28 protein-coding genes and 1 pseudogene are annotated in these 25,440 nt (G+C 28.1%); 28 read left to right on the forward strand and 1 reads right to left on the reverse strand.

The annotated features are described in order from the left end of the window. Positions 1-9 precede the first annotated feature (9 nt). Complete coding sequence (locus ACQPUY_RS05620; protein ID WP_430840096.1) at positions 10-1,065, reverse strand: NAD(P)H-dependent flavin oxidoreductase; 1,056 nt, start codon at positions 1,063-1,065, stop codon at positions 10-12. A 368-nt stretch (positions 1,066-1,433) separates the two neighbouring features. Here ACQPUY_RS05620 and ACQPUY_RS05625 point away from each other — a divergent pair, with 368 nt between their 5' ends. From ACQPUY_RS05625 to ACQPUY_RS05760, 28 genes and pseudogenes are all read left to right on the forward strand, one after another. Then, complete coding sequence (locus ACQPUY_RS05625; protein ID WP_430840098.1) at positions 1,434-2,411, forward strand: beta-ketoacyl-ACP synthase III; 978 nt, start codon at positions 1,434-1,436, stop codon at positions 2,409-2,411. 12 nt (positions 2,412-2,423) lie between these two features. Then, complete coding sequence (acpP, locus tag ACQPUY_RS05630) at positions 2,424-2,645, forward strand: acyl carrier protein (RefSeq protein WP_430840100.1); 222 nt, start codon at positions 2,424-2,426, stop codon at positions 2,643-2,645. Between the two features lie 22 nt (positions 2,646-2,667). Beyond that, entirely contained in the window at positions 2,668-3,594 is a 927-nt protein-coding gene (gene fabK, locus ACQPUY_RS05635) for an enoyl-[acyl-carrier-protein] reductase FabK (protein ID WP_430840102.1), read from the forward strand. A 14-nt stretch (positions 3,595-3,608) separates the two neighbouring features. Continuing rightward, positions 3,609-4,562 (forward strand): ACP S-malonyltransferase, encoded by a 954-nt coding sequence (gene fabD, locus ACQPUY_RS05640; protein WP_430840104.1) that lies wholly within the window; start codon positions 3,609-3,611, stop codon positions 4,560-4,562. Next, positions 4,555-5,298: a 3-oxoacyl-[acyl-carrier-protein] reductase gene (fabG, locus tag ACQPUY_RS05645; protein ID WP_430840106.1), complete on the forward strand. Its 744-nt coding sequence runs from the start codon at positions 4,555-4,557 to the stop codon at positions 5,296-5,298. Before fabD ends, fabG begins: the two co-directional genes overlap by 8 nt. A 15-nt stretch (positions 5,299-5,313) precedes the next feature. Then, positions 5,314-6,555 carry a beta-ketoacyl-ACP synthase II gene (gene fabF / locus ACQPUY_RS05650; RefSeq protein WP_430840108.1) on the forward strand — a complete coding sequence of 414 codons (1,242 nt, stop codon included), beginning with the start codon at positions 5,314-5,316 and terminating at the stop codon, positions 6,553-6,555. A gap of 1 nt (position 6,556) precedes the next feature. Continuing rightward, positions 6,557-7,048, forward strand: a complete 492-nt coding sequence (accB, locus tag ACQPUY_RS05655) for an acetyl-CoA carboxylase biotin carboxyl carrier protein (RefSeq protein ID WP_430840110.1) — start codon at positions 6,557-6,559, stop codon at positions 7,046-7,048. A 9-nt stretch (positions 7,049-7,057) separates the two neighbouring features. Then, complete coding sequence (fabZ, locus tag ACQPUY_RS05660; RefSeq protein WP_430840112.1) at positions 7,058-7,474, forward strand: 3-hydroxyacyl-ACP dehydratase FabZ; 417 nt, start codon at positions 7,058-7,060, stop codon at positions 7,472-7,474. A gap of 15 nt (positions 7,475-7,489) precedes the next feature. Continuing rightward, positions 7,490-8,833 (forward strand): acetyl-CoA carboxylase biotin carboxylase subunit, encoded by a 1,344-nt coding sequence (locus ACQPUY_RS05665; protein ID WP_430840114.1) that lies wholly within the window; start codon positions 7,490-7,492, stop codon positions 8,831-8,833. A 13-nt stretch (positions 8,834-8,846) separates the two neighbouring features. Continuing rightward, positions 8,847-9,704 (forward strand): acetyl-CoA carboxylase, carboxyltransferase subunit beta, encoded by an 858-nt coding sequence (gene accD / locus ACQPUY_RS05670; protein WP_430840116.1) that lies wholly within the window; start codon positions 8,847-8,849, stop codon positions 9,702-9,704. A gap of 44 nt (positions 9,705-9,748) precedes the next feature. After that, positions 9,749-10,498, forward strand: a complete 750-nt coding sequence (locus ACQPUY_RS05675) for an acetyl-CoA carboxylase carboxyltransferase subunit alpha (protein ID WP_430840259.1) — start codon at positions 9,749-9,751, stop codon at positions 10,496-10,498. A 365-nt stretch (positions 10,499-10,863) separates the two neighbouring features. Beyond that, positions 10,864-11,358: a deoxycytidylate deaminase gene (locus tag ACQPUY_RS05680; protein WP_430840118.1), complete on the forward strand. Its 495-nt coding sequence runs from the start codon at positions 10,864-10,866 to the stop codon at positions 11,356-11,358. A gap of 113 nt (positions 11,359-11,471) precedes the next feature. Beyond that, the gene (locus ACQPUY_RS05685) at positions 11,472-11,972 is read left to right on the forward strand and encodes a YcxB family protein (protein ID WP_430840120.1); all 501 of its coding nucleotides are present in this window, start codon (positions 11,472-11,474) and stop codon (positions 11,970-11,972) included. Positions 11,973-12,067: 95 nt separating this feature from the next. Then, positions 12,068-12,763, forward strand: a complete 696-nt coding sequence (locus tag ACQPUY_RS05690) for a response regulator transcription factor (RefSeq protein ID WP_430840122.1) — start codon at positions 12,068-12,070, stop codon at positions 12,761-12,763. Continuing rightward, entirely contained in the window at positions 12,750-14,171 is a 1,422-nt protein-coding gene (locus ACQPUY_RS05695; RefSeq protein WP_430840124.1) for a HAMP domain-containing sensor histidine kinase, read from the forward strand. Before ACQPUY_RS05690 ends, ACQPUY_RS05695 begins: the two co-directional genes overlap by 14 nt. A gap of 74 nt (positions 14,172-14,245) precedes the next feature. Then, positions 14,246-15,481 (forward strand): hypothetical protein, encoded by a 1,236-nt coding sequence (locus ACQPUY_RS05700; protein ID WP_430840126.1) that lies wholly within the window; start codon positions 14,246-14,248, stop codon positions 15,479-15,481. A gap of 8 nt (positions 15,482-15,489) precedes the next feature. Next, positions 15,490-15,684: pseudogene (locus tag ACQPUY_RS05705) on the forward strand (GNAT family N-acetyltransferase); the annotation flags it as partial. 91 nt (positions 15,685-15,775) lie between these two features. After that, complete coding sequence (locus tag ACQPUY_RS05710) at positions 15,776-17,185, forward strand: amino acid permease (RefSeq protein WP_430840128.1); 1,410 nt, start codon at positions 15,776-15,778, stop codon at positions 17,183-17,185. A 207-nt stretch (positions 17,186-17,392) separates the two neighbouring features. Continuing rightward, positions 17,393-17,803 (forward strand): peptide deformylase, encoded by a 411-nt coding sequence (locus ACQPUY_RS05715; protein WP_430840130.1) that lies wholly within the window; start codon positions 17,393-17,395, stop codon positions 17,801-17,803. A 61-nt stretch (positions 17,804-17,864) separates the two neighbouring features. After that, the gene (locus ACQPUY_RS05720) at positions 17,865-18,392 is read left to right on the forward strand and encodes a putative immunity protein (RefSeq protein WP_430840132.1); all 528 of its coding nucleotides are present in this window, start codon (positions 17,865-17,867) and stop codon (positions 18,390-18,392) included. A 204-nt stretch (positions 18,393-18,596) separates the two neighbouring features. Beyond that, positions 18,597-19,058 carry a diguanylate cyclase gene (locus ACQPUY_RS05725; RefSeq protein ID WP_430840134.1) on the forward strand — a complete coding sequence of 154 codons (462 nt, stop codon included), beginning with the start codon at positions 18,597-18,599 and terminating at the stop codon, positions 19,056-19,058. Between the two features lie 216 nt (positions 19,059-19,274). After that, the gene (locus ACQPUY_RS05730; protein ID WP_430840136.1) at positions 19,275-20,087 is read left to right on the forward strand and encodes an ABC transporter permease; all 813 of its coding nucleotides are present in this window, start codon (positions 19,275-19,277) and stop codon (positions 20,085-20,087) included. A gap of 9 nt (positions 20,088-20,096) precedes the next feature. After that, complete coding sequence (locus ACQPUY_RS05735; protein ID WP_430840138.1) at positions 20,097-21,080, forward strand: ABC transporter ATP-binding protein; 984 nt, start codon at positions 20,097-20,099, stop codon at positions 21,078-21,080. Positions 21,081-21,103: 23 nt separating this feature from the next. Beyond that, positions 21,104-21,913: an ABC transporter permease gene (locus ACQPUY_RS05740; protein WP_430840140.1), complete on the forward strand. Its 810-nt coding sequence runs from the start codon at positions 21,104-21,106 to the stop codon at positions 21,911-21,913. Positions 21,914-21,934: 21 nt separating this feature from the next. Beyond that, on the forward strand, positions 21,935-22,891 hold the full coding sequence (locus tag ACQPUY_RS05745; protein ID WP_430840142.1) for a metalloregulator ArsR/SmtB family transcription factor: 957 nt from the start codon (positions 21,935-21,937) through the stop codon (positions 22,889-22,891). Between the two features lie 60 nt (positions 22,892-22,951). Next, positions 22,952-23,575 (forward strand): DUF3885 domain-containing protein, encoded by a 624-nt coding sequence (locus ACQPUY_RS05750; protein WP_430840144.1) that lies wholly within the window; start codon positions 22,952-22,954, stop codon positions 23,573-23,575. 35 nt (positions 23,576-23,610) lie between these two features. Next, entirely contained in the window at positions 23,611-24,069 is a 459-nt protein-coding gene (locus tag ACQPUY_RS05755) for a hypothetical protein (RefSeq protein WP_430840146.1), read from the forward strand. A gap of 283 nt (positions 24,070-24,352) precedes the next feature. Further along, a complete protein-coding gene (locus ACQPUY_RS05760; RefSeq protein ID WP_430840148.1) occupies positions 24,353-25,390 on the forward strand; it encodes a helix-turn-helix domain-containing protein in 1,038 nt (345 codons plus the stop codon). Positions 25,391-25,440: the final 50 nt, after the last annotated feature.

Consider the following 25,440-nt stretch of genomic DNA (forward strand, 5'->3'; position numbering starts at 1 on the left):
GTTGATACATCATAAAAGCATGATTTTATTTAGAATTTCTTGAACAGAAACAATTTTATCTATTTTATAGGCATTTGCACCACAAAAAACTAGTCCATTTTCTACGTCTCCTTTGACGGCTTTTATTAATGCAGAGCTTATGCAATAAGGAGTACTAGAAGGATTGCAAGGAATTAAACAGTTATAACATTTTGTAATTCGTATCTTTTCATTTTTTAAAGTTTCTGTTAACTTATTTCTAATAGCTCTTCCAGGCATACCTACAGGACTGATAGTAAACTCAATATCTTCTTTCGTGCAATTTACATAAGCATTTTTAAAATTAATATGGGCATCAGATTCATGCGTTGCAGCAAATAGGGTAGCAATTTGAACTCCACTTGCACCAAGTTCTAAATATTTCATCATATCTTCATGAGTGAAGACCCCTCCAGCAACGATTACTGGTATTTTTTTATTAAATTCTTTTTCAAAATTTTTAATTTCTTCTATCACACTTAATATATTTTTATTAAAGTTAACAACTTCATTTTCTATATTATCTTTCTTAAAACCTAAATGTCCTCCAGCTAAAGGGCCTTCAATTATTACAGCATCGGCTGTTCGATTAAAGTGTTTTTTCCAATAGCTAAGAATAATTTTAGCAGCTTTTGAAGATGAGACTATTGGAGCTATTTTTATAGAACTATCTTTTGTGATTTCAGGTAAGTTTAAAGGTAGTCCAGCACCTGAAATTATCATATCTGCACCAGCTTCTATAGCTGTTTTTACATGTTCAATATAGTTGTTCATTGCCACCATAACATTAACACCGATGATTCCGTTACCGCTTATTTCTTTTGCTCTTTTAATATGTTTTGTTAGCCCTCGTAGGTTAGCAGCTAAGGTATTAGTTTCAAAATCATCCTCTTGATATCCAGGATGAGCAGCTGAAATAACTCCTATTGCTCCGTGTTTCGCTACATTACCTGCAAGATTTGATAGGGATACACCAACCCCCATTCCTCCTTGGATTATAGGTATTTTTGCAATTAAATTGCCTATTATTAATGGTTTAATATTCATAAATCTACTCCTTTTATATTCAAAATAATACTTTGACTATCAAAGTATTATTAATAGTATAATCTAGTAATTTGAAAAATACAATAATATTAAAAAATAATTACGATTATTGACAAAACAAAAAAATGGTATTATTATGATGATATTAGTTTGATAGTCAAAATATTTGAATTGCGTAAAGTGATGAATATGATTAAAAAGATATGATGGTAATAAAAATTCAGTTTATTTTGATTTGGAATAACTAATTCAAAAAATAATAAAGTATTATCTTAATATAATTAAATACTTTGATATTAAAAATATTTGATATGGATATAAAATATAATAAGAGTAAAGAGCTTTTATATTTTAGAAAGAGGCGTTAAATGAAGGGAGTAAAATTACTTGGATTTGGTCATTATTGTCCAGAGAATATAGTTACTAATAAAGATTTGGAAACTATAGTTGAAACTACCGATGACTGGATAATAAAAAGAACTGGTATTAAAGAAAGAAGGATATCAACTGGAGAAGGTACTGTTGAATTAGCATATAAAGCAGCTTTAAATGCTTTAGAAAATAGTAACTGTATTAAGGATGATATAGATTTAATAATAGTTGCAACAACTTCACCAGATAAAATAATGCCTTCAACAGCATGCAGTATTCAAGGATTGTTGGGTTGTAAAAATGCAGCAGCCTTTGATATTTCAGCAGCTTGTTCTGGATTTGTATATTCACTAATAGTTGCATCAAGTTTAATAAAAGGCACTGATAAAAAAAGAGCTTTAATAATAGGCTCTGAAGTTTTATCAAAAATAATTGATTGGTCTGATAGAAGCACTTGTGTATTATTTGGTGATGGAGCGGGAGCAGCAGTATTAGAGCTTTGTGAAGAGGAAGATTCAATAATTAGCACCTGTTTTTCCGCTGATGGTAATTTAGGAGAAAAATCATTAGTAGCTGCAGAATTAAAATTAAATACACCTTTTGCTCAAGATAACTCTATTGAAAAGAGATATGTTGAAATGAAGGGTGGTGAAGTATTTAAATTTGCAGTTTCAGTATTACCTGAAATAGTTAAAGAATTATTATCTAAATCAAATGAAGATATAGATAATATAAAATATATTATTCCACATCAAGCAAATTTAAGAATAATAGATGAAGCTGCAAGAAGATTAAAAATTAATAAAGAAAAGTTTTATATTAATGTAGACAGATATGGAAATACTTCAGCAGCAAGTATTCCAATAGCATTAAGTGAGCTTTTTGAAAAAGATCTTATAAAAAAGGGAGACAAAATTATTTTAGCAGCCTTTGGAGGGGGACTAACTTGGGCTGGAGCATTAATTAAATTTTAGGAGGAAATAAAAATGGTATTTGAAAAAATTAAGGGAATAGTAGTTGATCAATTAGGAGTTAATGAGGGGGATGTTAAATTAGAGACTAGTTTTATTGAAGATTTAGGAGCGGACTCATTAGATTTATTCCAAGTAGTTATGGATTTAGAAGATGCTTTTAACGTAAAAGTTGAAAATGTTGAGAATATTAAAACTGTAGGAGATGCTGTAAAATATATAGAAAGCGTTATATAAAAAATAAATTGGAGGAAAGCTCATGAATAATAATATTTGCAATTTGTTGAATATTAAATACCCTATTTTTCAAGGGGGAATGGCATGGGTTTCAGATAGTTCTTTAGCAGCTGCAGTTTCAAATGCGGGTGGTCTTGGAATAATTGCAGGGGCAAATGCTCCTGCAAGTTTTGTAAGGGAGCAAATTAGAAGAGCTAAGGAATTAACTGATAAACCATTTGGCGTAAATATAATGTTACTTTCTGAAAATGCAGATGAGTTATCAGAAATAGTAATAGAAGAAGGAGTTAAAGTAGTAACAACAGGAGCAGGAAATCCGGGTAAGTACATGGAAAAGTGGAAGAATGCGGGAATAAAGGTTATACCAGTTGTAGCTTCAGTAGCATTAGCAAAAAGAATGGAAAGAGCAGGTGCAGATGCGATTATTGCTGAAGGATGTGAGGCTGGAGGTCATATAGGTAAATTGACTACTATGGTTTTATTACCACAAGTTGTTGATGCAGTAAGTATTCCTGTTATAGCAGCTGGTGGAATTGGAGATGGAAGAGGAATAGCAGCAGTATTTATGCTAGGAGCAAAAGGTATTCAAGTTGGAACAAGGTTTTTAGTCGCTGATGAGTGTACAATACATGATAACTATAAGGAAGCAGTTATTAAGGCAAAAGATATAGATACTGTTGTAACAGGTAGACCAACAGGGCATCCTGTGCAGGTTATTAAAAATAAATTAGCAAGAGAATATATGAATCTTGAGAAGGAAAATGCTCCAATTGAAAGAATAGAAGAATTAGGAAGAGGAGCATTAAGAAAGGCTGTAAAAGATGGAGATATTGAAAATGGCTCACTTATGGCAGGACAAATTTCAGGACTTGTAAATAAAAGACAAAGTGCTAGAGAGATAATTGAAGAAATGTTTAGTGAGTATGAAAAAGTTAAGAATAGCCTTTAAGAGGAGATGAAAATATGAAAATAGCATTTATTTTTGCAGGTCAAGGCTCTCAATATATAGGTATGGGTGAGGAATTATATGATAATATTTTAATTTGTAGAGAAACCCTTGATAAAGCAAGAGAATTATTAGACTTTGATATAAAAGAGTTAATGTTTAATGGAGAAAAAGAAGAGTTAGATATTACAGAAAATACTCAGCCTGCAATATTAGCTACTTCTATTATGGCAATGAAGGCATTGGAGGAAAAAGGAGTTAGACCAGATGTAGTTGCTGGATTAAGTTTAGGAGAATATTCAGCCTTAGTTGCAGCAAATGTATTATCTTTTGATGAGACAATTCCTCTAATAAGAAAAAGAGGGGAATTTATGCAAGAAGCTGTGCCAGTAGGTATTGGTGCTATGGTTGCTATTATAGGATTAGAGTTAAATAAAATAAAATTAGCTTTAAATGAGGCAAGTGCTATTGGAATAGTTGAAATTGCTAATTATAACACTCAAAATCAAATTGTTATTGGTGGAGAAAAAGACGCTGTAGAAAGGGCAAGGAAATTATGTTTAGAAGCTGGTGCTAGAAGAGCAATTCCATTAAAGGTTTCTGGACCGTTTCATACATCCTTACTAGAAAGTGCTTCAATTAAACTTAAAGAAGAGCTTGATAAAATAGAGTTTAATAAGCCAAAAGTAAAAATAATATCTAATGTTACAGCTGATTTTATTGAAAATAAAGAAGAAATAAAAGAAATACTTTGTAAGCAAGTTAAATCTTCAGTTAGGTGGAGTGAAAGCATAAATAAGATGTTAGATATGGGAGTAGATACTTTCATTGAACTTGGACCAGGAAGAGTATTAAGTGGATTTGTAAAAGAAATTAGCAGAGAAAAAAGTTTAAAGATTAATATTTTTAACGTTGAAGATTTAAAATCTTTAAATAAAACATTAGAAGGGATTGGAGTTTTAAATGATTAAAAGTAAAAATGCAATAGTTACAGGTGGTGCAAGAGGAATTGGAAAAGAAATAGCAAGAAGCCTAGCAGAAAATGGAGCTAATATTGCAATTAATTATAGGAAATTTACTGATGAAATTAAATTGTTTGTTGAAGAATTAAATTCTCTTGGAGTAAAAGTTTTAACTTTTAAATGCGATGTTAGTAAAGAAGAAGAAGTTGAAGAATTTATAAAAGAAGTTAAGAATAGTTTCGGTAGTATAGATATATTAGTAAATAACGCTGGGATAACTAAAGATGGTTTGCTATTAAGAATGAGCGAAAAAGATTTTAATGATGTTATAGATGTTAATTTAAAAGGTACATTTAACATGACAAAAGCTGTATCAGGAATAATGGTTAGACAAAGATATGGAAAGATAATTAATATTTCATCAGTAGTAGGGGTAGCTGGTAATGCAGGTCAATGCAATTATGCGGCTTCTAAAGCAGGGGTTATAGGATTCTCTAAATCAATAGCAAGGGAGCTAGCATCACGAAATATAAATGTTAATGTAATAGCTCCAGGATATATTAATACAGATATGACTAAAGTTCTACCAGATAAGGTAAAGGAAGAAGTTTTAAAGACTATTCCTATGAAAAAAATAGGTGAGCCTAGAGAAATAGCTAATTTAGCTCTATTCCTATCATCTAATTTATCAGATTACATTACAGGTCAGGTAATAAATGTAGATGGTGGAATGGTTATGCATTAAAAGGAGAGAATTAATATGAAAAGAAGAGTAGTAGTTACAGGACTAGGTGCTATAACACCTATTGGCAATTCTGTTGAAAGCTTTTGGAGTTCTGTAAAAGAAGGTAAAAATGGCATAGATAATATTACTTATTTTGATACATCCGACTTTAAAGTTAAGGTAGCAGCAGAAGTTAAAAATTTTAATGCAGAAGAGTACTTAGGAAAAAAAGATGCAAAAAGATTAGATAAATTTACTCAATTTGCATTAGTAGCAGCAAAAGAGTGTATTAAGGATAGTAACATAGATTTAGATTCTGTAGATCGGGAAAGGTTTGGAGTGATTTTTAGCTCAGGAATTGGTGGACTTATTACTATCGAAAATCAAATGACAAATTTAATTAATAGAGGACCTAGCAGAGTATCACCAATGGCAATTCCAGCTATAATTTCCAATATGGCAGCTGGTGCAATTTCCATTGAGTTTGGAATATTAGGAACTTGTTTAAGCGTTACAACAGCATGTGCTTCATCAACTCAGTCTATTGGAGAAGCCTATAGAAGTATAAAAGATGGATACTTAGACAGAGCTATAGTTGGAGGTACAGAGGCATCTATATGTAGATTTGGTATTGCAGGATTTCAATCTTTAACTGCTCTTAGTAAAAGTGAAGATATTAATAGAGCATCTATTCCTTTTGATAAAGATAGAAATGGATTTGTTATGGGAGAAGGTGCCGGAGCATTAATATTAGAAGATTTAGAAAGTGCATTAAATAGAGGAGCTAAGATTTATGGTGAAGTAGTAGGATATGGAACAACATGTGATGCCTACCATATTACATCACCAAGGTTAGATGGGGATGGAGCATATAGGGCTATGAGAGACGCAATAAAAGATGCTAATATAAAACCTAATGAAATTGGTTATATAAATGCTCATGGAACTTCAACAGAAATTAATGATAAAGTTGAAACTCTAGCAATTAAAAATGCTTTTGGAGAAGTTGCAAAAGATATATATGTAAGTTCTACCAAGTCAATGACAGGACATTTACTTGGTGCAGCAGGAGCTGTTGAAGCAATAATCTCTATTAAAGCATTAGAGGATGGATTTATTCCTGCAAATATAAATTATTTAAATCCAGATGAAGATTGTGATTTAAATTTAGTTGCAAATGAAGGGAAGAATAAGGAAATAGATTATGCTATGTCTAATTCATTAGGTTTTGGTGGCCATAATGGAACAGTAATATTTAAAAAGTGGAGAGGAAAATAAGATGTTAACTTACGAGCAAATTAAGGAATTAATAAAATCAATAGATTCATCTTCTCTTAGGGTCTTTGAATTAGAAGAGCAAGGTTTTAAATTAAAATTAAGTAAAAATGAAGAAACTTCAAAGGAGATAATAAAGGAAAGTAACTCTATAAATGAAGTTAAATCAGCAATTACTTCATCAGAAAGCAATAATATAGTAATTAATAATAAAGCAGAAATAAATAATGATACAAATGAATCTTCCAATAATGATGAATATTATAATGTAGTTAAATCTCCTTTAGTTGGAACTTATTATTCATCAGGAACTCCAGATGGAAAGCCTTATGTTCAAAAGGGTGATAAGGTTAAAAGAGGAGATGTTCTTTGTATAGTAGAAGCTATGAAGATTATGAATGAAATAACTTCTGAATATGATGGAGAAATAGTTGAAGTATTAAGAAGTGATGAAGATATTGTTGAATTTGGAATGGAATTATTTAAGATAAAGTAGGTGAATATTTTGGATATAAAAGAAATAATGGAAATAATACCTCATAGATATCCATTTTTATTAATAGATAGAGTAGAGTCTTTAGAAGATAATAAAATAGTAGCTATAAAAAATGTAACTATGAATGAGTATTTTTTTCAAGGACATTTTCCTGTAGAACCAGTGATGCCGGGAGTTTTAATTATTGAGGCTTTAGCTCAAACTGGAGCAGTCGCTTTACTTAAAAGAGATGAGTTTAAAGGGAAGATAGCTTATTTTGGAGGAATAAATAATGCTAAATTTAGAAGAAAAGTAGCTCCTGGAGATACATTAAGATTAGAAGTTGAACTAACTAAAATTAGGGGATCAGCAGGAATAGGTAAAGGAATTGCTTATGTAGATGACAAAAAGGTTTGTGAGGCAGAGCTAACATTCATGGTTGGATAATAAAGAGGTGTTTTTATGATTAGAAAGGTATTAATAGCTAACAGAGGAGAAATAGCAGTTAGAATAATAAGAGCTTGTAAAGAACTTGGAATAAAGACAGTAGCTATTTACTCAGAGGCTGACAAAGATGCGATGCATGCACAGTTGGCAGATGAAGCTATTTGTGTTGGAAAGCCTAAATCTAAGGACTCATATTTAAATGAAAGTAATATTATAAGTGCAGCTGTAATAACTAAGTGCAATGCCATTCATCCAGGTTTTGGATTTTTATCTGAAAATGCAGAGTTCGCAGCAATATGTGAAGAGTGTAATATTAAATTTATTGGACCTAATAGTGATACTATAGGAATAATGGGAGATAAGTCTAGAGCAAGAGAGATTATGAGAAATGCAGATGTTCCTATAATTCCTGGTAGTAATGGAATAGTTAAAAGTTTAGATGATGCATATTCCGAAGCAGAAAAAATAGGATATCCAGTAATGATAAAAGCAGCTTTAGGAGGAGGCGGTAAAGGAATAAGAATAGTTCATTGCAAAGATGAATTAGAAAATGCTTATTTTACTGCAAAAACTGAAGCAAAAGTAAATTTTGGGGATGATACAATTTATATTGAGAAGTTTATAGAGAATCCTAGACATATTGAATTTCAAATTTTAGGGGATGAATATGGTAATATAGTACATTTAGGAGAAAGAGATTGTACCATTCAAAGAAGAAATCAAAAAGTATTAGAAGAGGCCCCATCAACAATTTTAAGTGAAAATCTTAGATCAGAAATGGGGAAGGCCTCAATTAATGCTGCTAGAGCAGTGAATTATGTGAATGCAGGTACTATAGAGTTTTTAGTAGATAAGTATGGACATTTTTATTTTATGGAAATGAACACTAGGATACAAGTTGAGCATCCTATAACAGAGATGGTTACGTCTATAGATATAGTAAAAGAACAAATAAAGATTGCTAATGGAGAAAGATTAGATTTTTCTCAAGAAGATATTAAAATTAAAGGGCATGCTGTTGAATGTAGAATAAATGCTGAAAATCCAAGTAAGGGATTTATACCTTCTCCAGGAAGGATAGAGTTTTTAAATTTACCTGGTGGTAATGGAATAAGAGTAGACACTGCAGTTTTTACAGGATATACTATACCACCAACTTACGATTCTATGATAGCAAAATTAATAGCTTATGGTAATAATAGAGAAGAAGCTATTAATAAGATGCTAAGGGCATTAGATGAGTTTGTAATTGAAGGAATTGACAATAATATTGAGTTTCAAATAGATATTTTAAATAATGAAAAATTTCGCTTAGGAGACTATGATACTAGTTTCATAAGCAAAGAATACAATTTATAGTTGGTGAAAAAATATGGGGATTTTTAAGAAAAGACAGTATGGAGTTATAAACATATCTAATTTAGAAGAAAAGGATATACCAGTAGTTCCAGATGGAACTTGGATTAAATGTAGCAATTGTGGTAAGATTCTATATAAAAAATCTTTAGAGGAAAATTATAATATTTGTACTAATTGTAATTATCATTTTAGACTTGGTAGTTATGAAAGAATTGAACAAATTTGTGATAAAGGAAGCTTTAAGGAATTTAATAAATACATGAAGTCAAAAAATCCAATGAACTTCCCAAACTATGAAGAAAAATTAAAAACAAATGAAGAAAAAAGTGGTACAGCTGAGGCGGTAGTAACAGGTGAAGGTGAAATTGGTGGAAATAAAGCAGTTATTGCTGTCATGGATTCAAACTTTTTAATGGGAAGTATGGGAACTATAGTTGGAGAAAAAATCACTATTGCAGTGGAAGAAGCTACCAAAAGAAGACTGCCTATTATTATATTTACAGCTTCAGGTGGAGCAAGAATGCAAGAGGGAATACTATCTCTTATGCAAATGGCTAAAATAAGTAGTGCATTATCAAGACATAGTGATGCTGGCTTACTTTATATAACTGTATTAACAGATCCAACAACAGGTGGAGTAACAGCTAGTTTTGCAATGCTTGGAGATATAATATTAGCAGAGCCAAAAGCTTTAGTTGGTTTTGCAGGAAGAAGAGTAATTGAGGGAACTATAAAAGAAAAATTGCCTGAAGATTTTCAAAGTGCAGAATTTTTATTAGAACATGGATTTATAGATAATATTATTAAAAGAGAGAAATTAAAAATGGCTCTTTCAGCTCTTCTAAATTTTCATAGAGTTAAGGAGGTGTAGTTGTGAAGGATATTAAAGCTTATGATAGATTACGAGTTGCTAGAATGATAGAAAGACCGACTACACTAGATTATATAGATAAGATATTTACAAACTTTTTTGAATTACATGGAGATAGAGTCTTTAGGGATGATAAGTCCATAGTTGGTGGAATTGGACTTTTAAATGGTAGACCTATTACTATAATAGGTATACAAAAAGGAAAAGACCTAAAGGAAAATATGGAGAGAAATTTTGGCTCTCCTCATCCAGAAGGATATAGAAAAGCATTAAGATTAATGAAGCAAGCCGAAAAGTTTAATAGACCAATTGTATGTTTTATAAATACTTCCGGTGCGTATTGTGGGATAGAAGCAGAAGAAAGAGGGCAAGGAGAAGCTATTGCGAGAAATTTAATTGAAATTGCTCAAATTAGTGTGCCTATAATTTCTATAATAATTGGAGAAGGAGGAAGTGGAGGAGCTATTGCATTAGCAGCTGGAGATAGAGTATGGATGCTTGAAAACTCAGTTTACTCTATTTTATCCCCAGAAGGCTTTGCTTCAATATTATTAAAAGATCCTTCTAAATCAAAGGAAGTTGCAGAAATTATGGGAATAACATCTTATGAGCTTTTAGAAAGAGAAGTAATCGAAAAAATAATAAAAGAACCTAATGGTGGAGCTCATAAAAACTTAGATTTAGTTGCAAGTTCAATAAAGGACGAATTAATTAAAGAGTTTAAGGTTTTACTTAATAAACCAAAAGATATACTTTTAGAAGAAAGATATCAAAGATTTAGAAAGTTCAAATAAACAAAGGGGAAATATCATTTTGTTTGTTCCGTCGTGAACTCCAAGTCACCACAAAATGATATTTCCCCTTTCAAAATAGAAGGAAGAAATTCCTCATTCCTCGGAATTTGCAATATAGTTACTTGTTCCGTCACAAGTTCCAAGTCACCGAGAGATAGCATCTTTCCTTTAATAAACTAAATGAAGAAACTCCTCATATTTCGGAGTTTCTATAATTTTGTTTGTTCCGTCGTGAACTACAGTCATCACAAAATGATATTTCCCCTTTATAGTCAGAAGTATTTAAATAATTAGAGATATAATGTATAATAGAATAAATTATTTTTAAATTTAGACTATTCTAATTATAATAGGGGGTATTTTAATTGAAAAGAATAGATTACATATCTTGGGACGAATATTTTATGGGTGTTGCTATTTTAGCAGGTATGAGAAGTAAGGATCCAAGTACCCAAGTTGGAGCATGTATAGTAGATAATGATAATAAAATATTAAGTCAAGGTTATAATGGGTTACCTAGGGGATGCTCTGATGATGAGTTTCCATGGAATAGAGAAGGTAATATGCTTGAAACAAAATATCCCTATGTAGTTCATGCGGAGTTAAATGCAATATTGAATAGTAGAGGAACAAATTTATTAGGTTCTAAAATATATGTCGCCTTATTCCCATGTAATGAATGTGCAAAGGCAATAATTCAGTCAGGTATTAAAGAAGTTGTTTATTTATCTGATAAATATGCTGATACAGATATAGTTAAAGCATCAAAGAGAATGCTTAGTGCTGCAGGAGTTAAAATGACTAAACTAGAGCCTAAAAATAAGACTATAGAGATATCTTTTGATATAAACAATATTTAATTTAGTTAAGGAAGCGATAGCTTCCTTTTTATTTACACATCATGGGAATTAATGGTATGATAAATTAAGAGAATATATATTATTTTGAGAATTTATATAAGGAGGGAACATATATGTTTGAGAGCACAGGAGTAGTTAATGAAGAAATAGTAAGGACTTTTAAAAGTGGGGTATTACCATCAGCAACGGAATTTTTTTTTAGAACAATGATTTTTATATGTATGGGCTTTGGAATTCTAAGTATATTCATGACTGAAAATAAAGTCTTTCTATTAAGTTTTTCTTTATTAACTATTATTTTTATTACAGAATATTTTTATATCATTAATAAGGTTATTAAAATATGCATACAACGTATGGAAGAATCTGTTGGGAAAAAAGAAAGTAAATATAATGTATATTTTGATGAAGAAGGAGCTATAGTAAATAATTTAGATACAGGGGTAAAATCACATATGAAATACGATGTATTTAAGAGATTTGCTGAAACTTCTAATGCATATGCACTTTTTACAAAATCAAATGAAATTATTGTTATATTTAAAGAGTGCATGAACAAAAGTGAAGTTGATGAATTTAAAGGATTTATAAAAGAAAAATGCCAACTGAAATAGTAGATGGTTTTAGTAAACTTTTATTAGTTAACAAGTTGTTAAAATGTGTTTATATTTGTATTGTATAATATAAGTCAATTGATTAGGAGAAAGTAATGAGAGAAAATATTTTAATTATAGAAGACGATAAGGATATAAGTGAAATACTGCGATTTGCTTTAATGAAGGAAGGATATAAGGTAAAAATAAATCCTAATGGATTAGAAGCTGAAGATGAAATAAAGGGATTCAATCCAGATTTAATACTACTAGATATAATGTTAAATGATACAGATGGGTTTAGTGTTTGTAGGAAAATTTCAAGTTATAAAATTCCTATAATTATGCTTACAGCTAGAGTAGACGTTATGGATAAAATTTTAGGACTAGAATTGGGAGCAGATGATTATATTACAAAACCTTTTGATATAAGGGAAGTAATAACTAGAATTAGGGTGGCACTTAGACTAAGGGAAGAGATTAAAAGGATATCACAAAAAACTGAATATACGGATATTATTATAGATGATGTTAGAATAAATGAAAATTGTAGAAGTGTTTATGTATTTGGAGAAGAAGTTGAGATGAAACCTAAGGAGTTTGATTTATTATTATTTTTATCAAAAAATCCTAATAAAGTTTATTCAAGAAATCAATTATTAGATTTAGTTTGGGGATATGACTATTTAGGAGATACAAGAACTATTGATGTTCATATAACTAGATTGAGGCAAAAGGTAAGAAAAAGATTAAATATAGAAACTGTTTTTGGAGTGGGCTATATGTTAAAGGTGAAAGATGTTAACAATTAGAAAGAAATATGGAATAGTACTAGGAACTATTTTTATTTTGTCAGTAATAGCTTTTAATTTAATTATGGACAAGTTCTTTGATAAAGAATTTGAAGATTTTATTAGAAATGATATGAAAGATATTTACTATATTTCATCTAAAAATTTAGAAGATTACATAGCTTTAAATAGTATAGAAAAAAGTAGTATAAATATAAATGATTTTGATAACAAGATGATAAGGTTTGTAATTGAAAGGGTAAACACTCAAGGAATATTTTATGATATCAATGGAAATATTATTTCAACTGCTATAACTAACGAAAAAGTTATAGATTTAAATATTTTAAAGGATTTACCACCATCCTTTGAAGAAGCAAAGAATAACAAAACAATGCTAGATATAGAAAGTAAGAATGGAAGCATATTAGGGAAATTAAGTGTTCCTATTTATAGAAATTATAATGAGCAAATAGGTACATTAGTTTTAATTAAAGATTACAGTGATAATTATATAAGAAATATAAATATAAAGAGATTAGTAAATATTATAGTTTTAATATTATTTTTAGCTATATTTATTTGTATTTATTTTATAGCATCTAATATTATAAAACCAATAATACTTTTAAAAAATAAGCTTTTAGAAATATCAACGGGAACCTATCCAGAAAAAATTGAAAATAAATCTAATGATGAAATTGGAGTTCTTATAGATAGTTTTAATAATATGAGTGAAAGAATAAAGAATAAAGATGAGAAAGAAAAAAGCATATTTAGAAATATTACTCATGAATTAAAAACACCATTAACTAATATTTCAGGCTATGCACAAATTTTAAATGAAGATGGTTTTAATGATGATGAATTTAAGAGGAATGCTTTAAATAGAATAATTTCTGAAAGTAATAGGATGCATGAACTAGTAATATCATTACTTGATATATCAAAGCAAAGTAGTGATTTAAAAGAATATTCCTTTGAAGCAGTTAACATAAAAAATATTATTGAAGATTTAATAAGTATAAAATATCCGAAAATAATTGAAAAAAACTTAAATATAATTAGTAAAATTAATAAAGAGATTATAAATGGAAATAAACAATACCTAACTATGTTGTTTAGTAATTTAATAGATAATGGAATTAAATATTCATATGAAAATACTGATATAAAAATAGAAACAAAAGAAATTGAAGAATATTTTCAGTTTTCAATATTAACTAAAGGAAAGAGGATACCTATTGAATTTAAAGATAAAATATTTGAGCCTTTTGTAAGAGTAGGAGAAAAAGGTTTTTCATCTAAGGACTCAAATGGACTAGGATTATATATATGTAAAAATATAGTTTTAGGACATAGAGGAAATATAGAAGTTGTTTTAAATAATGATAAATCAAAATTTATAGTGAATCTCCCAAAAGATTAACATCTTAGAAATAACTTAGTATTATTTTGAAAATAAATAATTATTAAAATGAGATTAGAAAGGGGAGAGATAATATGGTAATTAAAAAAATATTTATAGGATTAATAATTATTACTTTAAGTACAGGTGTTGGATGTTCCAATAGTATATCAAAGGAAAATAAGGTTATAGATACTGTTGTAATTGATGAAAATGCTAAAGGAACTGATAAATCTAATAATAATTTTAATGTTGAAAAACTTTTAACAACTGAAAATCTTAGTGGAAATAAAAATGGAGCAATAATAAGAAAAAATGATAAGTTAATAGAAATAAATTATAGTTCAGATTATGGAGAAGGTGAAGAAACAATATATTCGACTCAATTTCCAAAGCTATATATTGATAGTTTAGATATAGGAACTATTACAGATAAAAAGGAAAATGATAGAAATATAGTTAGTTGGGAAAATAAAGATATAAGTGGACAATTAATTGTAGATTATAAAGGTTTTACGGAAAACTTTAGAATTTTAAAAGATGATAAAGTATATATGTTAGATGATAACTGTGAAACAAAGGAAATAACTGCATATAAAAGGCTATTAGAAGATACTAATGGAAATATAATTAGATTTCAATCAAGTGAGGATGGAAAATTTGATATTTATTATTTTGATAAAGGAAATGGAATTGAAAAAATAGCAATAATCGATACAATAAGGGATAAATATTATGAATTAACAGGAGAGGTGATAGAGGTTATAAAAAATAATTCTATAAGTGTTTTAACTAATGAGGATGATAAAATATATATATTATTTGATAATGGTACTTCGACAACTATAGGGTATGTTGAAGACAATAAGTTTAATACTATACTTGATAATAAAACTGGAATAGACATTTGGGTTCAAGGTGGGATTGTTTATAGTAATAATAAGATATTATTCTCTGGTTTTGTTGAAGAAAAATATGGTGTATGGAGATATGATTTAGATACTAAAGAATTAACAAAAGAAGTTGAAGTAGATTACTTATATTCATTTTTAAAAATTAATAAAGAGAAAGATATAATTTTAATAGAAAATATAGGCGTACAAGATGAAAGAAATATAAGTATAGCTAATATAAATGATAATTTGGAGATATCTAATATTAAAGATTTTACAAATATTATTTTAGATAATAAAAATTATAGTGAAGGTTCATCCATTAAAGGTTGGAGCAACGATGGAAATAAGTTTTATGTACAATATATTAATTCTAATTCTTCAGAGGGAGGTCTAAAAATAGATGATATTTACTATGAGATATATGAGGTTGAATAGTAAGAATAATTGGACTTAAGGCACTTTGGTGTGGATACTTTGAGGGAAATGAAAAGTCACTTCGTGTTCAAGAAAAATGTGGCTTTGAGTATCATCATACTAATTATGATAAGCATTGGCCATTGATAGGGGATATAAGAACAGAAATTATTACATGTATTACTAAAGCAAAATGTTTGAATAATATGTTTATTTGCAAATAGTATAGGGAAGATGTTAAAATGATAAAAGCTGCAAGATATAATAATATTATAATTGTAGTTTTTATTATTTTACAAAAGTGAGGTTAAAAATATGCCGGAAAACAAAAGCAAAAAAATTATGTGGTATAGTCTTGCATTAATGGCCTTTTCAGGAGTTTGGGGATTTGGTAATGTAATCAACGGATTTTCTGAATACAATGGCTTACAAGCAGTTGTTGCTTGGTTAATTATTTTTGCAATTTATTTTATACCATATGCATTAATGGTTGGAGAATTAGGATCAGCATTTAAAAGTCATGGGGGTGGCGTTAGTTCTTGGATTGGAGAAACTATAGGACCTAAGATAGCATACTACGCAGGTTGGACATATTGGATTGTACATATGCCATATCTTTCACAAAAACCTAATAGCTTTATGATTGCAACAAGTTGGGCTATTTTCCAAGATAGTAGAATTAGTAATATGAATACATTATTATTACAAATAAGTTGTTTAATTATATTTGTAATTGCTATGTATATTGCATCAAAGGGATTAAATCCATTAAAGAAGCTATCTTCTTTAGCTGGAACATCTATGTTTGTAATGTCTATGCTATTCATATTATTAATGATGGCAGCACCAGCAATTACAAATGTTCAATTAAATGAAATTGATTGGTCATTAAGTACATTTATGCCGAAGTTTGATATGTCATTCTTTACAAGTATTTCAATATTAGTTTTTGCAGTTGGTGGTTGTGAAAAAATATCTCCATATGTAAATCAAATGAAGGATCCAGCTAAAGGTTTTTCTAAGGGAATGATAACACTAGCAATTATGGTTGCAGTTACAGCAATACTTGGAACAATTTCATTAGGAATGATGATTGATTCAAATAATATACCTAGTGATTTAATGACAAATGGAGCATACTATGCATTCCAAAAGCTAGGCGAATACTATAACTTAGGGAATTTATTTGTTATAGCTTATGCAATTACTAATATGATTGGACAGTTTGCAGTACTTATAATTTCAATAGATGCTCCATTACGTATGTTACTTGATAGTGGGGATAGAAGATTTATTCCAGAAAAGTTATTTGTACAAAATAAAAATGGTGCATATACTAATGGACATAAATTAATTTTTGTTATAGTTTCTATATTAATTATAGTTCCAGCAATAGGAATTGGAAGTGTTGATGAGTTAGTTAGATGGTTAGTAAAGCTAAATGCAGTATGTATGCCTTTAAGATATTTATGGGTATTTATAGCCTATATAGCTTTAAAGAAGGTTGGAGACAAATTCCAAAGAGAGTACTATTTTGTTAAAAATAGAACCCTAGGAATAATTTTAGGAACTTGGTGTTTCGCTTTCACAGCATTTGCATGTATAGGTGGAATGTACTCAAAAGATATATTCCAACTAGCGTTAAATATTATAACTCCATTTGTATTAATTGCATTAGGATTAATATTACCTTATATAGCTAAGAAAACTAATATATCTAAATAGTAGAAGATGCTATCTCAGTAATTTTTTAATTACATATGAGATAGCATTTTTTTATATACCATAAGGTCAAACATTCTGTATATATTTTGCTAAAATTTGTTTTTAAGTTATTTATGTTAGAGTATAATTTTATTGTGCAAATTAAAAAATAGAGATTGATATAATTAATAGTATTTAGAAAAAGAAATTAGAAAGGTTGGATTAATCATGATAAGACCAATTGTAAAGGATATATTATTTTTAGGACAAAAGTCAGAGCTTGCAACTAAAGATGATGTAGCAGTTATTGATGATTTAGTAGATACATTAAGGGCAAATTTAGAGTGTTGTGTTGGCATGGCTGCTAATATGATAGGAGTTAAAAAACGTATTCTTGTATTTAGTGTGGGTGATATTATAATTCCTATGGTAAATCCAGTTATATTAAAGAAAGAGAATGGTTATGAGATAGAAGAGAGTTGTTTATCTTTAACTGGCTTTAGAAAAACAATGAGATATGAAACAATTGAAGTTGAATATTTTGATAGAAACTTTAAGAAGCATAAACAAACATTTAATGGATTTACTGCACAGATTATTCAACATGAAATAGACCATTTTGAAGGGATAATAATCTAATATATAAAATTTCTTATGATGAGATTACTAATTAAAAAATATTTAAGAAAAAGGAGTTATCATGGCTAAAGTACGAAAAATGCTTGGAAAAGCGGATTCACCATATATTATATCTCTTATGAGATTAATAGAGATACAAAGCAATAATACAATTATAAAATGGTGCAATGAATATGCAAAGGAACATATTCTACCAATATATGAAAAAGATTATCCTAATGATCTTCGTTTAAAAAATGCACTAAATGCAGTAAATGAATGGCTAGAAAGAAAAATTAAATTAGTAGAAGCAAAGAAAATTATTAAGGAAGTTCAAATAGCTGCAAGAGAAGCTGAGGGAAATCCAGCTGCACAAGCTGCAGCCAGAGCAATTGGAGCAACAACAACGACGATAAATACTGTAACAAGTTCACTAGGACTTGCATTTTATGGTGCTGCAGCCATAGCATATTTATCAATTGGTGTTAATGAAAAGGCTCAGGTTTATGATGAAATTGCAGCGAGAGAGTGCAAAAAAATGGAAGAGGCTTTACGTAAAATTGCTATAGTAGACGAGCCTAATCCAGCAAAAATAAATTGGAACTGCTAAGTGGGAAAGTTTAATAAAAATAGATAATTATAGAATTTCAATATATTGTTATTCATAAAAGTTTAAAAGAATTTGAGATAGTGAATTATAATATAGATTATTAATAAGGATAGGTGGAAGTTTTGGATAAAGACAGTATATGTAAAGATAAGCTGCTTTAAATCATTAAATTACAGACCGAAGTAGCTCAATAAGGAATGGATATTGGTAACATTATGTAATAGATCTTTATTCTATGACCGTTTGAGACAAAAATTATCGCTTGCGTTAAGAAAAAATGAGGAATTCGGAATTATTTCTCTTGATATGGACGGACTAAAAGAGATTAATGATAATTATGGACATAGAGCTGGAGATGCAGCAATTAAGGAAATTGCTTTTAGAATTAAGAGTTTAGTAGGAGAGCTAGATACAGTTTCTGGACTTGGCGGAGATGAGTTCGAAATTATTGTTGGAAATGTAGTTGATAGAAATGATATAAAATTATTAACTAAGCGAATAGATTGTGAAATTATAAAACCTTTCGGATTTGAAAATTTTAAAATAAATCTTAGAGCCAGCATAGGATACGCCCATTTTAAGGAAGATGGCATAGAAATGGAGGTTTTGATTGAAAAGGCAGATAAATCAATGTATGAGGCGAAAAGAGAGTGTAAGGAATTGTGAAATGTACCTTGATTTAGTGTATACTAATGAAGAAAACATAACTCTTATCTATACTAAAATATAGGTAAGAGTTTTTTGTATTAATTTACAATATAGTTATTAATTAGAAAATGTTGACAGGAATATAAGTGTGGTATATAATTCCATAGTCTTAAAGGAGACTGGATTTTAATTAACTAAATAGTTAATCAAAATTATAATAAAAGGAGGGTTATTATGGAATGGAGAATATTAAAAGCCACATTTAAAAGAAATCTAATTATTAATTTAAGAGCATATCCAAAGGATTTCTTTATAGGGAACTTGCTAACAGGAGTATATACTGTAATTTCTGCTTTATTTATGTACAAGATGTTATTTGATGGGAATATAACAGAGGAATTTGTACAGTATACAAGTACTGGAGATTATATGGGATATATAATTTTAGGAAGTTTAACATATCTATTTGCTGTTAGGACATGTCTAAATGTAAGTAGAAGTCTTATTACAGAATTAAGAGAAGGAACTTTAGAAAGCTTAATGATAGCACCATTTAAAAGAATAGAATATTTCTTAGGAAACATGTTACATCAAACTTTAGCCACATCTTTTGAAATTATGGTATCTGTTATTATTGCTATTCCTTTTGGGCTAACCTTTAAAAATATGAATTTTATATCATTTATATTAGTTTTTATTATTACTTTATTTGGATTTTTTAGTTTATCTTTAGTCCTTGGAGCATTAATGCTTTATACAAGGGATACGTATATATCACAAAATACCTTATTTGTTGGAATGTTACTTTTATGTGGGATTACTTTTCCAATAGATTATCTGCCATATCCCTTAAGGATAGTAGGGGAATTAATTCCTGTAACAGAAATTTCTAATTTAATTAGGGGAACAACCTTGCTAGGACAGGGAATAGTAGAGCAAATGCCAAGAATTATTTATGTAGTTTTATTAAGTCTAGTTTATTTATTAATTGGATTTAAATCATTTAAATATGTAGAAAAAATTGCATTAGAAAAAATACAAGGATAGGTGAGAAATATGATAGAGGCAAAGAATTTAAAGAAGATTTATGAAACTAAAGTATCTAAAGGATTATTTAAAAAGGAAAAGACCTTAGTTAATGCGGTAAATGATGTATCTATAAGAATAAATAAAGGTGAAATTATAGGCTTTTTAGGTATTAATGGAGCAGGAAAAACAACAACTATAAAAATGTTAACCACATTAATATCCCCAACAGAAGGAAGCTATTACGTAGATGGGATAGATGCTATTAAGAATCCTATGGTTATTAAAAAGAAAATAAATATGGTAGCTGGTGGAGAAAGAATGATTTATTGGAGACTTACAGCTTATGAAAATCTTTGGTATTATGGCAGCCTTTATGGATTAGACTCTAAATTATTAGGGGAAAGAATAGATGAACTATTAAAACTGGTAGGGCTATATGAAAATAAAGATAAAAAGGTTGAAGAGTTTTCAAAGGGTATGAAGCAAAGATTACAAATAGCTAGAGGCTTAATAAATGATCCAGAATATCTTTTTATGGATGAGCCAACTTTAGGATTAGATGCCATAGTTTCAAAGGAACTTAGACAGCATATAAAACTTTTAGCTAAAGAAAAAAATAAGGGGATATTATTAACTTCTCATTATATGGAGGAGGTAGAAGAGCTTTGTGATTATATTTATATATTAGATAAAGGGAATATAATAAATCAAGGAACAGCAAAGGAGTTAGCTAAAGACACTTTTTCACATATAAAATTAAAATTATCTTTATATAATGAGGGTTATAATTTTAAAGAACACTTATTAAAAAAATTACAAGAGGAAGATAGTAAGGTCAAAATAATTCTAAAAGAAGGTTATTACAATGTAGAATCAACAAAAGACTTAAGAGTAAAAATATCAGAATTTTGTAATGAAAATAAGATATTAATTAAAGAAATATTTAAAATAGAGCCAAGACTAGAAGATATAATAATTAAACTATCTAATACTAGAAAGGTACTTAATTAATTTAAGAAAGAGTGGTTTATATTATGATGGAGTTTTTTAAAGTAGTAAAAGCAGAGTGTAAGAAGCAACATTTAAATTATTTTCACAGTAAAATAATTTATGTATCATTATTTATATGGCCTGTTTTAAATTTTATAACTAGTTATTATAGCTTTAAACCTTTTAAAATAATAAATAGTAAAATACCTTATTTGACTGAAGAAAATATAATTATATATCTTTTGTTAGGATATATGACTATGAGTTTATTTAGAAGCTTAGTTCAATCAGCTTGGAACTTTTCTTTCGAGAGAATAAGTGGTACATTAGAGTTAATATATTTATCTCCAGCTTCTAGACAAGCTGTTATATTAGGTAATGCAATCTCATCACTTTTTGAAAGTGTAGTAGTTATCGTATGTTTTTCTGTAGGAGTTATTATATTTAAAAAAGAAGTTTTAAATATAAATTATTTAGGATTAATAATAGTTTTATTAATTACCTTGGTAATGGCTGTATTATGGGGAATGCTTTTAAATTCGTTATTTTTATTTTCTAGAGATTCAGGATTTTTATTTACCATACTAGAAGAGCCGATGGAGATTTTTTCAGGGGTAAAGGTTCCGGTAGTTGTATTTCCTATTTGGGCAAAAGTTATTAGTGTAATTTTTCCATTAACCTATGCTATAGAAGGAGTTAGGAAGGTAATATTGAGTGGTGATAGTAGTATATATTTAGGTGATTTTATTACGATAGGAGTTACTATAATAATTATTGAATATATAGCTTCAGTAACTATTATTAAAATTGTTGAAAAGCATAGTAGGAAAACGGGAAACTTTACTTATTTTTAAATAAAAGGATGTTGATTAATTATGAGGGTAGATGCAATTTATGAAAAGGGAATAGTTGTTGAATTTGTATATTCACCATTATTTGAAATGTTTTGTGCATTACATGTGCTTTCAAATAGTCAGCATCATATCCATAGAGATAAATGGGTAGAAAAGATAAATAGTTTAATGACGGAAAATATGAAAAATGATATTAATAGATTTTCTTTAATTACAGATGAGTATTTAATAATAATGGATTTTTGTAATGATTTTAAAGAATGCTCAGATTTAAATATACTAAGTGCATTAGATTTTCTTGATGATGTGCCATTTTATAAGATAAATGGAGTATTTAAAAATTACAATAAAAGAATAACAAATATATATTATAGAGAGCTTTTAAGATTTCTAAGAGATTTTTATATTAAGATTTTTCAAAATGAGTTAAAATATATAGAACCAATTATTATTAGGGAATTAAAGAGAAAATTAACTTTAGGAAAAGATAAAGGAATTTTTTATCTTATAGATAGTATTCATAGTAGAATAGAGGTTCTAGAGGATGAAATAGTATTTTATAAGTTTAAAGAGTTTAGAGTAAAACTAGTAGATCTAAAGTATATAAATATTAATGTTTCTACTTTTATAAGTCCACATTTACTTTTAGGACAAGGTAAAAATAGCATAAATTTAACTGTTTTAATAGAGTTAGGTAATAATGAAGATAAGTGCCCTAAAGACTTAGAGAAAAAGCTTAAAGCTTTAGGAGATGCCACAAGGCTTAGGATATTAAGTGAAATAAATCCTATAGGCAAAAGTACTCAAGAGTTAAGTAATAGCTTAAATATATCAGAAGCTGCAGTATCTAAGGCTTTAAAGCTATTGTTAGAAGCAAAATTAGTAAATAAAATAAGAAGAGGCAATTATATAATATACTCATTAAACTCTATAGAAATTGATTATTTACCATATAATATTTATGAATATATAAATTAGAAATAAGTTATATTTATTAAATTAATAGGATGAAAAATATTATAATAATAATTAGAAGAAATGGAGAATTTTAATATAGATAATGTGGATGTGAATAAATTGAATTTATATATTAATAGTTTATTTAACGAATATTGTAATTTAACAAAAACTTGTATTTCATTTGAGATTGCACCAAACCAATATCCTTATTATGATGTTGATAATATAGAAGATAAGGATTTAAAATATAGAGAAGAATATGTAGATATATGTGTTGAAGATACATATGAAATTTGGGAGCAATGCGAATTCTCTAATGATTTGATTGTATTATATGAAGATAAATATAGTAGTCATAAGAAAAATGAAAAAGAGTTTGTTGAAAGTACTTTACAATCGTTAGATTTTAGAATGTATTCATTTAAATGGAAAAATGATGGTGAGGCTTATAATGGTGTTAGATATATTTGGAGAACCAATAAAATAAATGTAAAAGAACTTTTTAGAAAAATAATTCTTTCAGATATAGGAGAAAATACAGAATTAGACTGTGCAGTATATATTATTGATAATAAAACAAAAAATGTATTTTTCCTTTATGATGATAGAGGTGTTTATATATACTCGGATAATAAAAAAATTATAAATAAAATAAAGCAAGTTGATAAAGATAGTGAAGTTTTTGTGAAGAATTTAGGGTAGCATATAAGAGGTAACTTATAAGTTATGGAGGAGAAATGAATAAAGTATATTTAGATGTAACAGAACTAGATAAGTGTGTATGTGTAGTTATAAAAGATAAGGAAGTCATTAAAGCAGGTATTACTGTTTATCCTATGAGTTCAAATGAAAAAAATGAAAATTATCAACAATATGCTGATAATTATGATATACATTTTATTTTTGATGATGATATTCCTAAATTATCATTTTATACAGTTCCTCAAGTCGATATTTTTGCAACAGATAGTGAAGATGGCTTAATTGGAAGCGTTGGTTCAATGACAGATTTAGAAAGTGATTCACCAATATGCTATATCAATAACAATAAAAAATGCTTTTTTATTGCAAATAATCTAAAAGAGTTTTTAGAAAAAACTGATAACTGGAAAAATAATCTTAAACCATACAATGAAGTTGTATTTTATGATTCTAAATTAGAAGCTGAAAAAGAATTGAGATTTATTAATATTTAAGTTCTAAAAAGTAACTAATTTAAATTAATGTTCTATTACAACTTTCATTTTAATTAATAGATAAATATAATTAGAATATAAAAACTCACTTAATATAGTTATGGTGATTAGCATTATAAGTAAGTTAGTAATAGATTTATTAGGGATGCTAAAATAACTAACAGTTATTTTTTATGAATAAAATATGAAAATGGGTCAATTGTTTAAAATATGTAACTTTGATATTATTTAATTAATAAATGAAAAATTAATTAATGATAGAAATAGAGGTGACCTTACTCTTATGAAAATAAATGAAGTGATTAGGTATTATAGGAAGAAGGAAAGTCTTACTCAAGAACAAATGGCTAATTATTTAAATATAAGTGCACCAGCAGTGAATAAGTGGGAAAATGGAATATCATATCCAGATATAACTTTACTACCTTCTCTTGCGCGTGTCTTAAAAATTGATATTAATACTCTATTAGGATTTAACAAGGAATTGACAGACATAGAAGTTAAGAGTTTTATAAAAGAGATAGGCGAAATTATATCGAAAGAAGGCTTTAAAAAAGGATTTGAAAGAGGGTGTGATTTAATTAAAGAATATCCTAATTGTGATGAGTTAAGAATTGGGATATCAACAGTATTAAGAATATATTTATTAGAACCTAATATTGAAGAAAAATATAAATATGAGATTAAAATTATTGAGTGGCTTGAACTTGTAGCATCAAGCAATAAAGAAAATATAGCTTCTATGGCTAGATTAGATTTGTCAGCAATGTATAGAGAGAAAAAAGAATATAAAAAGGCTCAAGAGATATTGGATAAGATTCCAGAGATAGATATAGATAAAAAATTTCAACAAGCATTATTATTTGAAAGTAGCGGAGACTATGATAAAGCTTATGCTATTTATGAAAGTAAATTGTGGAAAAGCTCTCATGAAGTGTTTGCAACTTTATCTTTTATAATAAATCTATTATACAAAGAGAATAAATTTAGTGAAGCAGAAGAGTATGTGGAGTTTTGTAAAAAGGTTATTGAAGTATTTGATTTTGGATCATACTATAAATATCAATTAGATTTATCTTTAGCAAGAGAAAAGAAGGATAAAGAAAAAAGTATAGAAATGATTATAAAAATGGTAAATGAAGCAAGTAGTATGGATAATGCTATGAATTCAAAGCTATATAAGAATATGAAATTTAATGTAAATTCGAGTATTAGCAAAGATAAATACGAAAGAATAGTGAAAGAGGCAATTAAAAAAGATAAGACTCTTGATTTCATAAAAAATGATTCTAGAATAAAATTTTTATTAGGCCAAGACTAAAGTTTATAAAAAGTTTGATTATATATTTTAAAAACAAATAATCCTATATA

The organism is Clostridium nigeriense (assembly GCF_050585245.1).
Taxonomy (GTDB): Bacteria; Bacillota; Clostridia; order Clostridiales; family Clostridiaceae; genus Clostridium; species Clostridium nigeriense_A.

Bases quoted from the DNA above. Each gene is read 5' to 3' on its own strand.
- ACQPUY_RS05620 (WP_430840096.1), bottom strand. From the start codon at position 1,065: ATGAATATTAAACCATTAATAATAGGCAATTTAATTGCAAAAATACCT.
- ACQPUY_RS05625 (WP_430840098.1), top strand. From the start codon at position 1,434: ATGAAGGGAGTAAAATTACTTGGATTTGGTCATTATTGTCCAGAGAAT.
- acpP (WP_430840100.1), top strand. From the start codon at position 2,424: ATGGTATTTGAAAAAATTAAGGGAATAGTAGTTGATCAATTAGGAGTT.
- fabK (WP_430840102.1), top strand. From the start codon at position 2,668: ATGAATAATAATATTTGCAATTTGTTGAATATTAAATACCCTATTTTT.
- fabD (WP_430840104.1), top strand. From the start codon at position 3,609: ATGAAAATAGCATTTATTTTTGCAGGTCAAGGCTCTCAATATATAGGT.
- fabG (WP_430840106.1), top strand. From the start codon at position 4,555: ATGATTAAAAGTAAAAATGCAATAGTTACAGGTGGTGCAAGAGGAATT.
- fabF (WP_430840108.1), top strand. From the start codon at position 5,314: ATGAAAAGAAGAGTAGTAGTTACAGGACTAGGTGCTATAACACCTATT.
- accB (WP_430840110.1), top strand. From the start codon at position 6,557: ATGTTAACTTACGAGCAAATTAAGGAATTAATAAAATCAATAGATTCA.
- ACQPUY_RS05665 (WP_430840114.1), top strand. From the start codon at position 7,490: ATGATTAGAAAGGTATTAATAGCTAACAGAGGAGAAATAGCAGTTAGA.
- accD (WP_430840116.1), top strand. From the start codon at position 8,847: ATGGGGATTTTTAAGAAAAGACAGTATGGAGTTATAAACATATCTAAT.
- ACQPUY_RS05675 (WP_430840259.1), top strand. From the start codon at position 9,749: ATGATAGAAAGACCGACTACACTAGATTATATAGATAAGATATTTACA.
- ACQPUY_RS05685 (WP_430840120.1), top strand. From the start codon at position 11,472: ATGTTTGAGAGCACAGGAGTAGTTAATGAAGAAATAGTAAGGACTTTT.
- ACQPUY_RS05690 (WP_430840122.1), top strand. From the start codon at position 12,068: ATGAGAGAAAATATTTTAATTATAGAAGACGATAAGGATATAAGTGAA.
- ACQPUY_RS05695 (WP_430840124.1), top strand. From the start codon at position 12,750: ATGTTAACAATTAGAAAGAAATATGGAATAGTACTAGGAACTATTTTT.
- ACQPUY_RS05700 (WP_430840126.1), top strand. From the start codon at position 14,246: ATGGTAATTAAAAAAATATTTATAGGATTAATAATTATTACTTTAAGT.
- ACQPUY_RS05710 (WP_430840128.1), top strand. From the start codon at position 15,776: ATGCCGGAAAACAAAAGCAAAAAAATTATGTGGTATAGTCTTGCATTA.
- ACQPUY_RS05715 (WP_430840130.1), top strand. From the start codon at position 17,393: ATGATAAGACCAATTGTAAAGGATATATTATTTTTAGGACAAAAGTCA.
- ACQPUY_RS05720 (WP_430840132.1), top strand. From the start codon at position 17,865: ATGGCTAAAGTACGAAAAATGCTTGGAAAAGCGGATTCACCATATATT.
- ACQPUY_RS05730 (WP_430840136.1), top strand. From the start codon at position 19,275: ATGGAATGGAGAATATTAAAAGCCACATTTAAAAGAAATCTAATTATT.
- ACQPUY_RS05735 (WP_430840138.1), top strand. From the start codon at position 20,097: ATGATAGAGGCAAAGAATTTAAAGAAGATTTATGAAACTAAAGTATCT.
- ACQPUY_RS05740 (WP_430840140.1), top strand. From the start codon at position 21,104: ATGATGGAGTTTTTTAAAGTAGTAAAAGCAGAGTGTAAGAAGCAACAT.
- ACQPUY_RS05745 (WP_430840142.1), top strand. From the start codon at position 21,935: ATGAGGGTAGATGCAATTTATGAAAAGGGAATAGTTGTTGAATTTGTA.
- ACQPUY_RS05750 (WP_430840144.1), top strand. From the start codon at position 22,952: ATGGAGAATTTTAATATAGATAATGTGGATGTGAATAAATTGAATTTA.
- ACQPUY_RS05755 (WP_430840146.1), top strand. From the start codon at position 23,611: ATGAATAAAGTATATTTAGATGTAACAGAACTAGATAAGTGTGTATGT.
- ACQPUY_RS05760 (WP_430840148.1), top strand. From the start codon at position 24,353: ATGAAAATAAATGAAGTGATTAGGTATTATAGGAAGAAGGAAAGTCTT.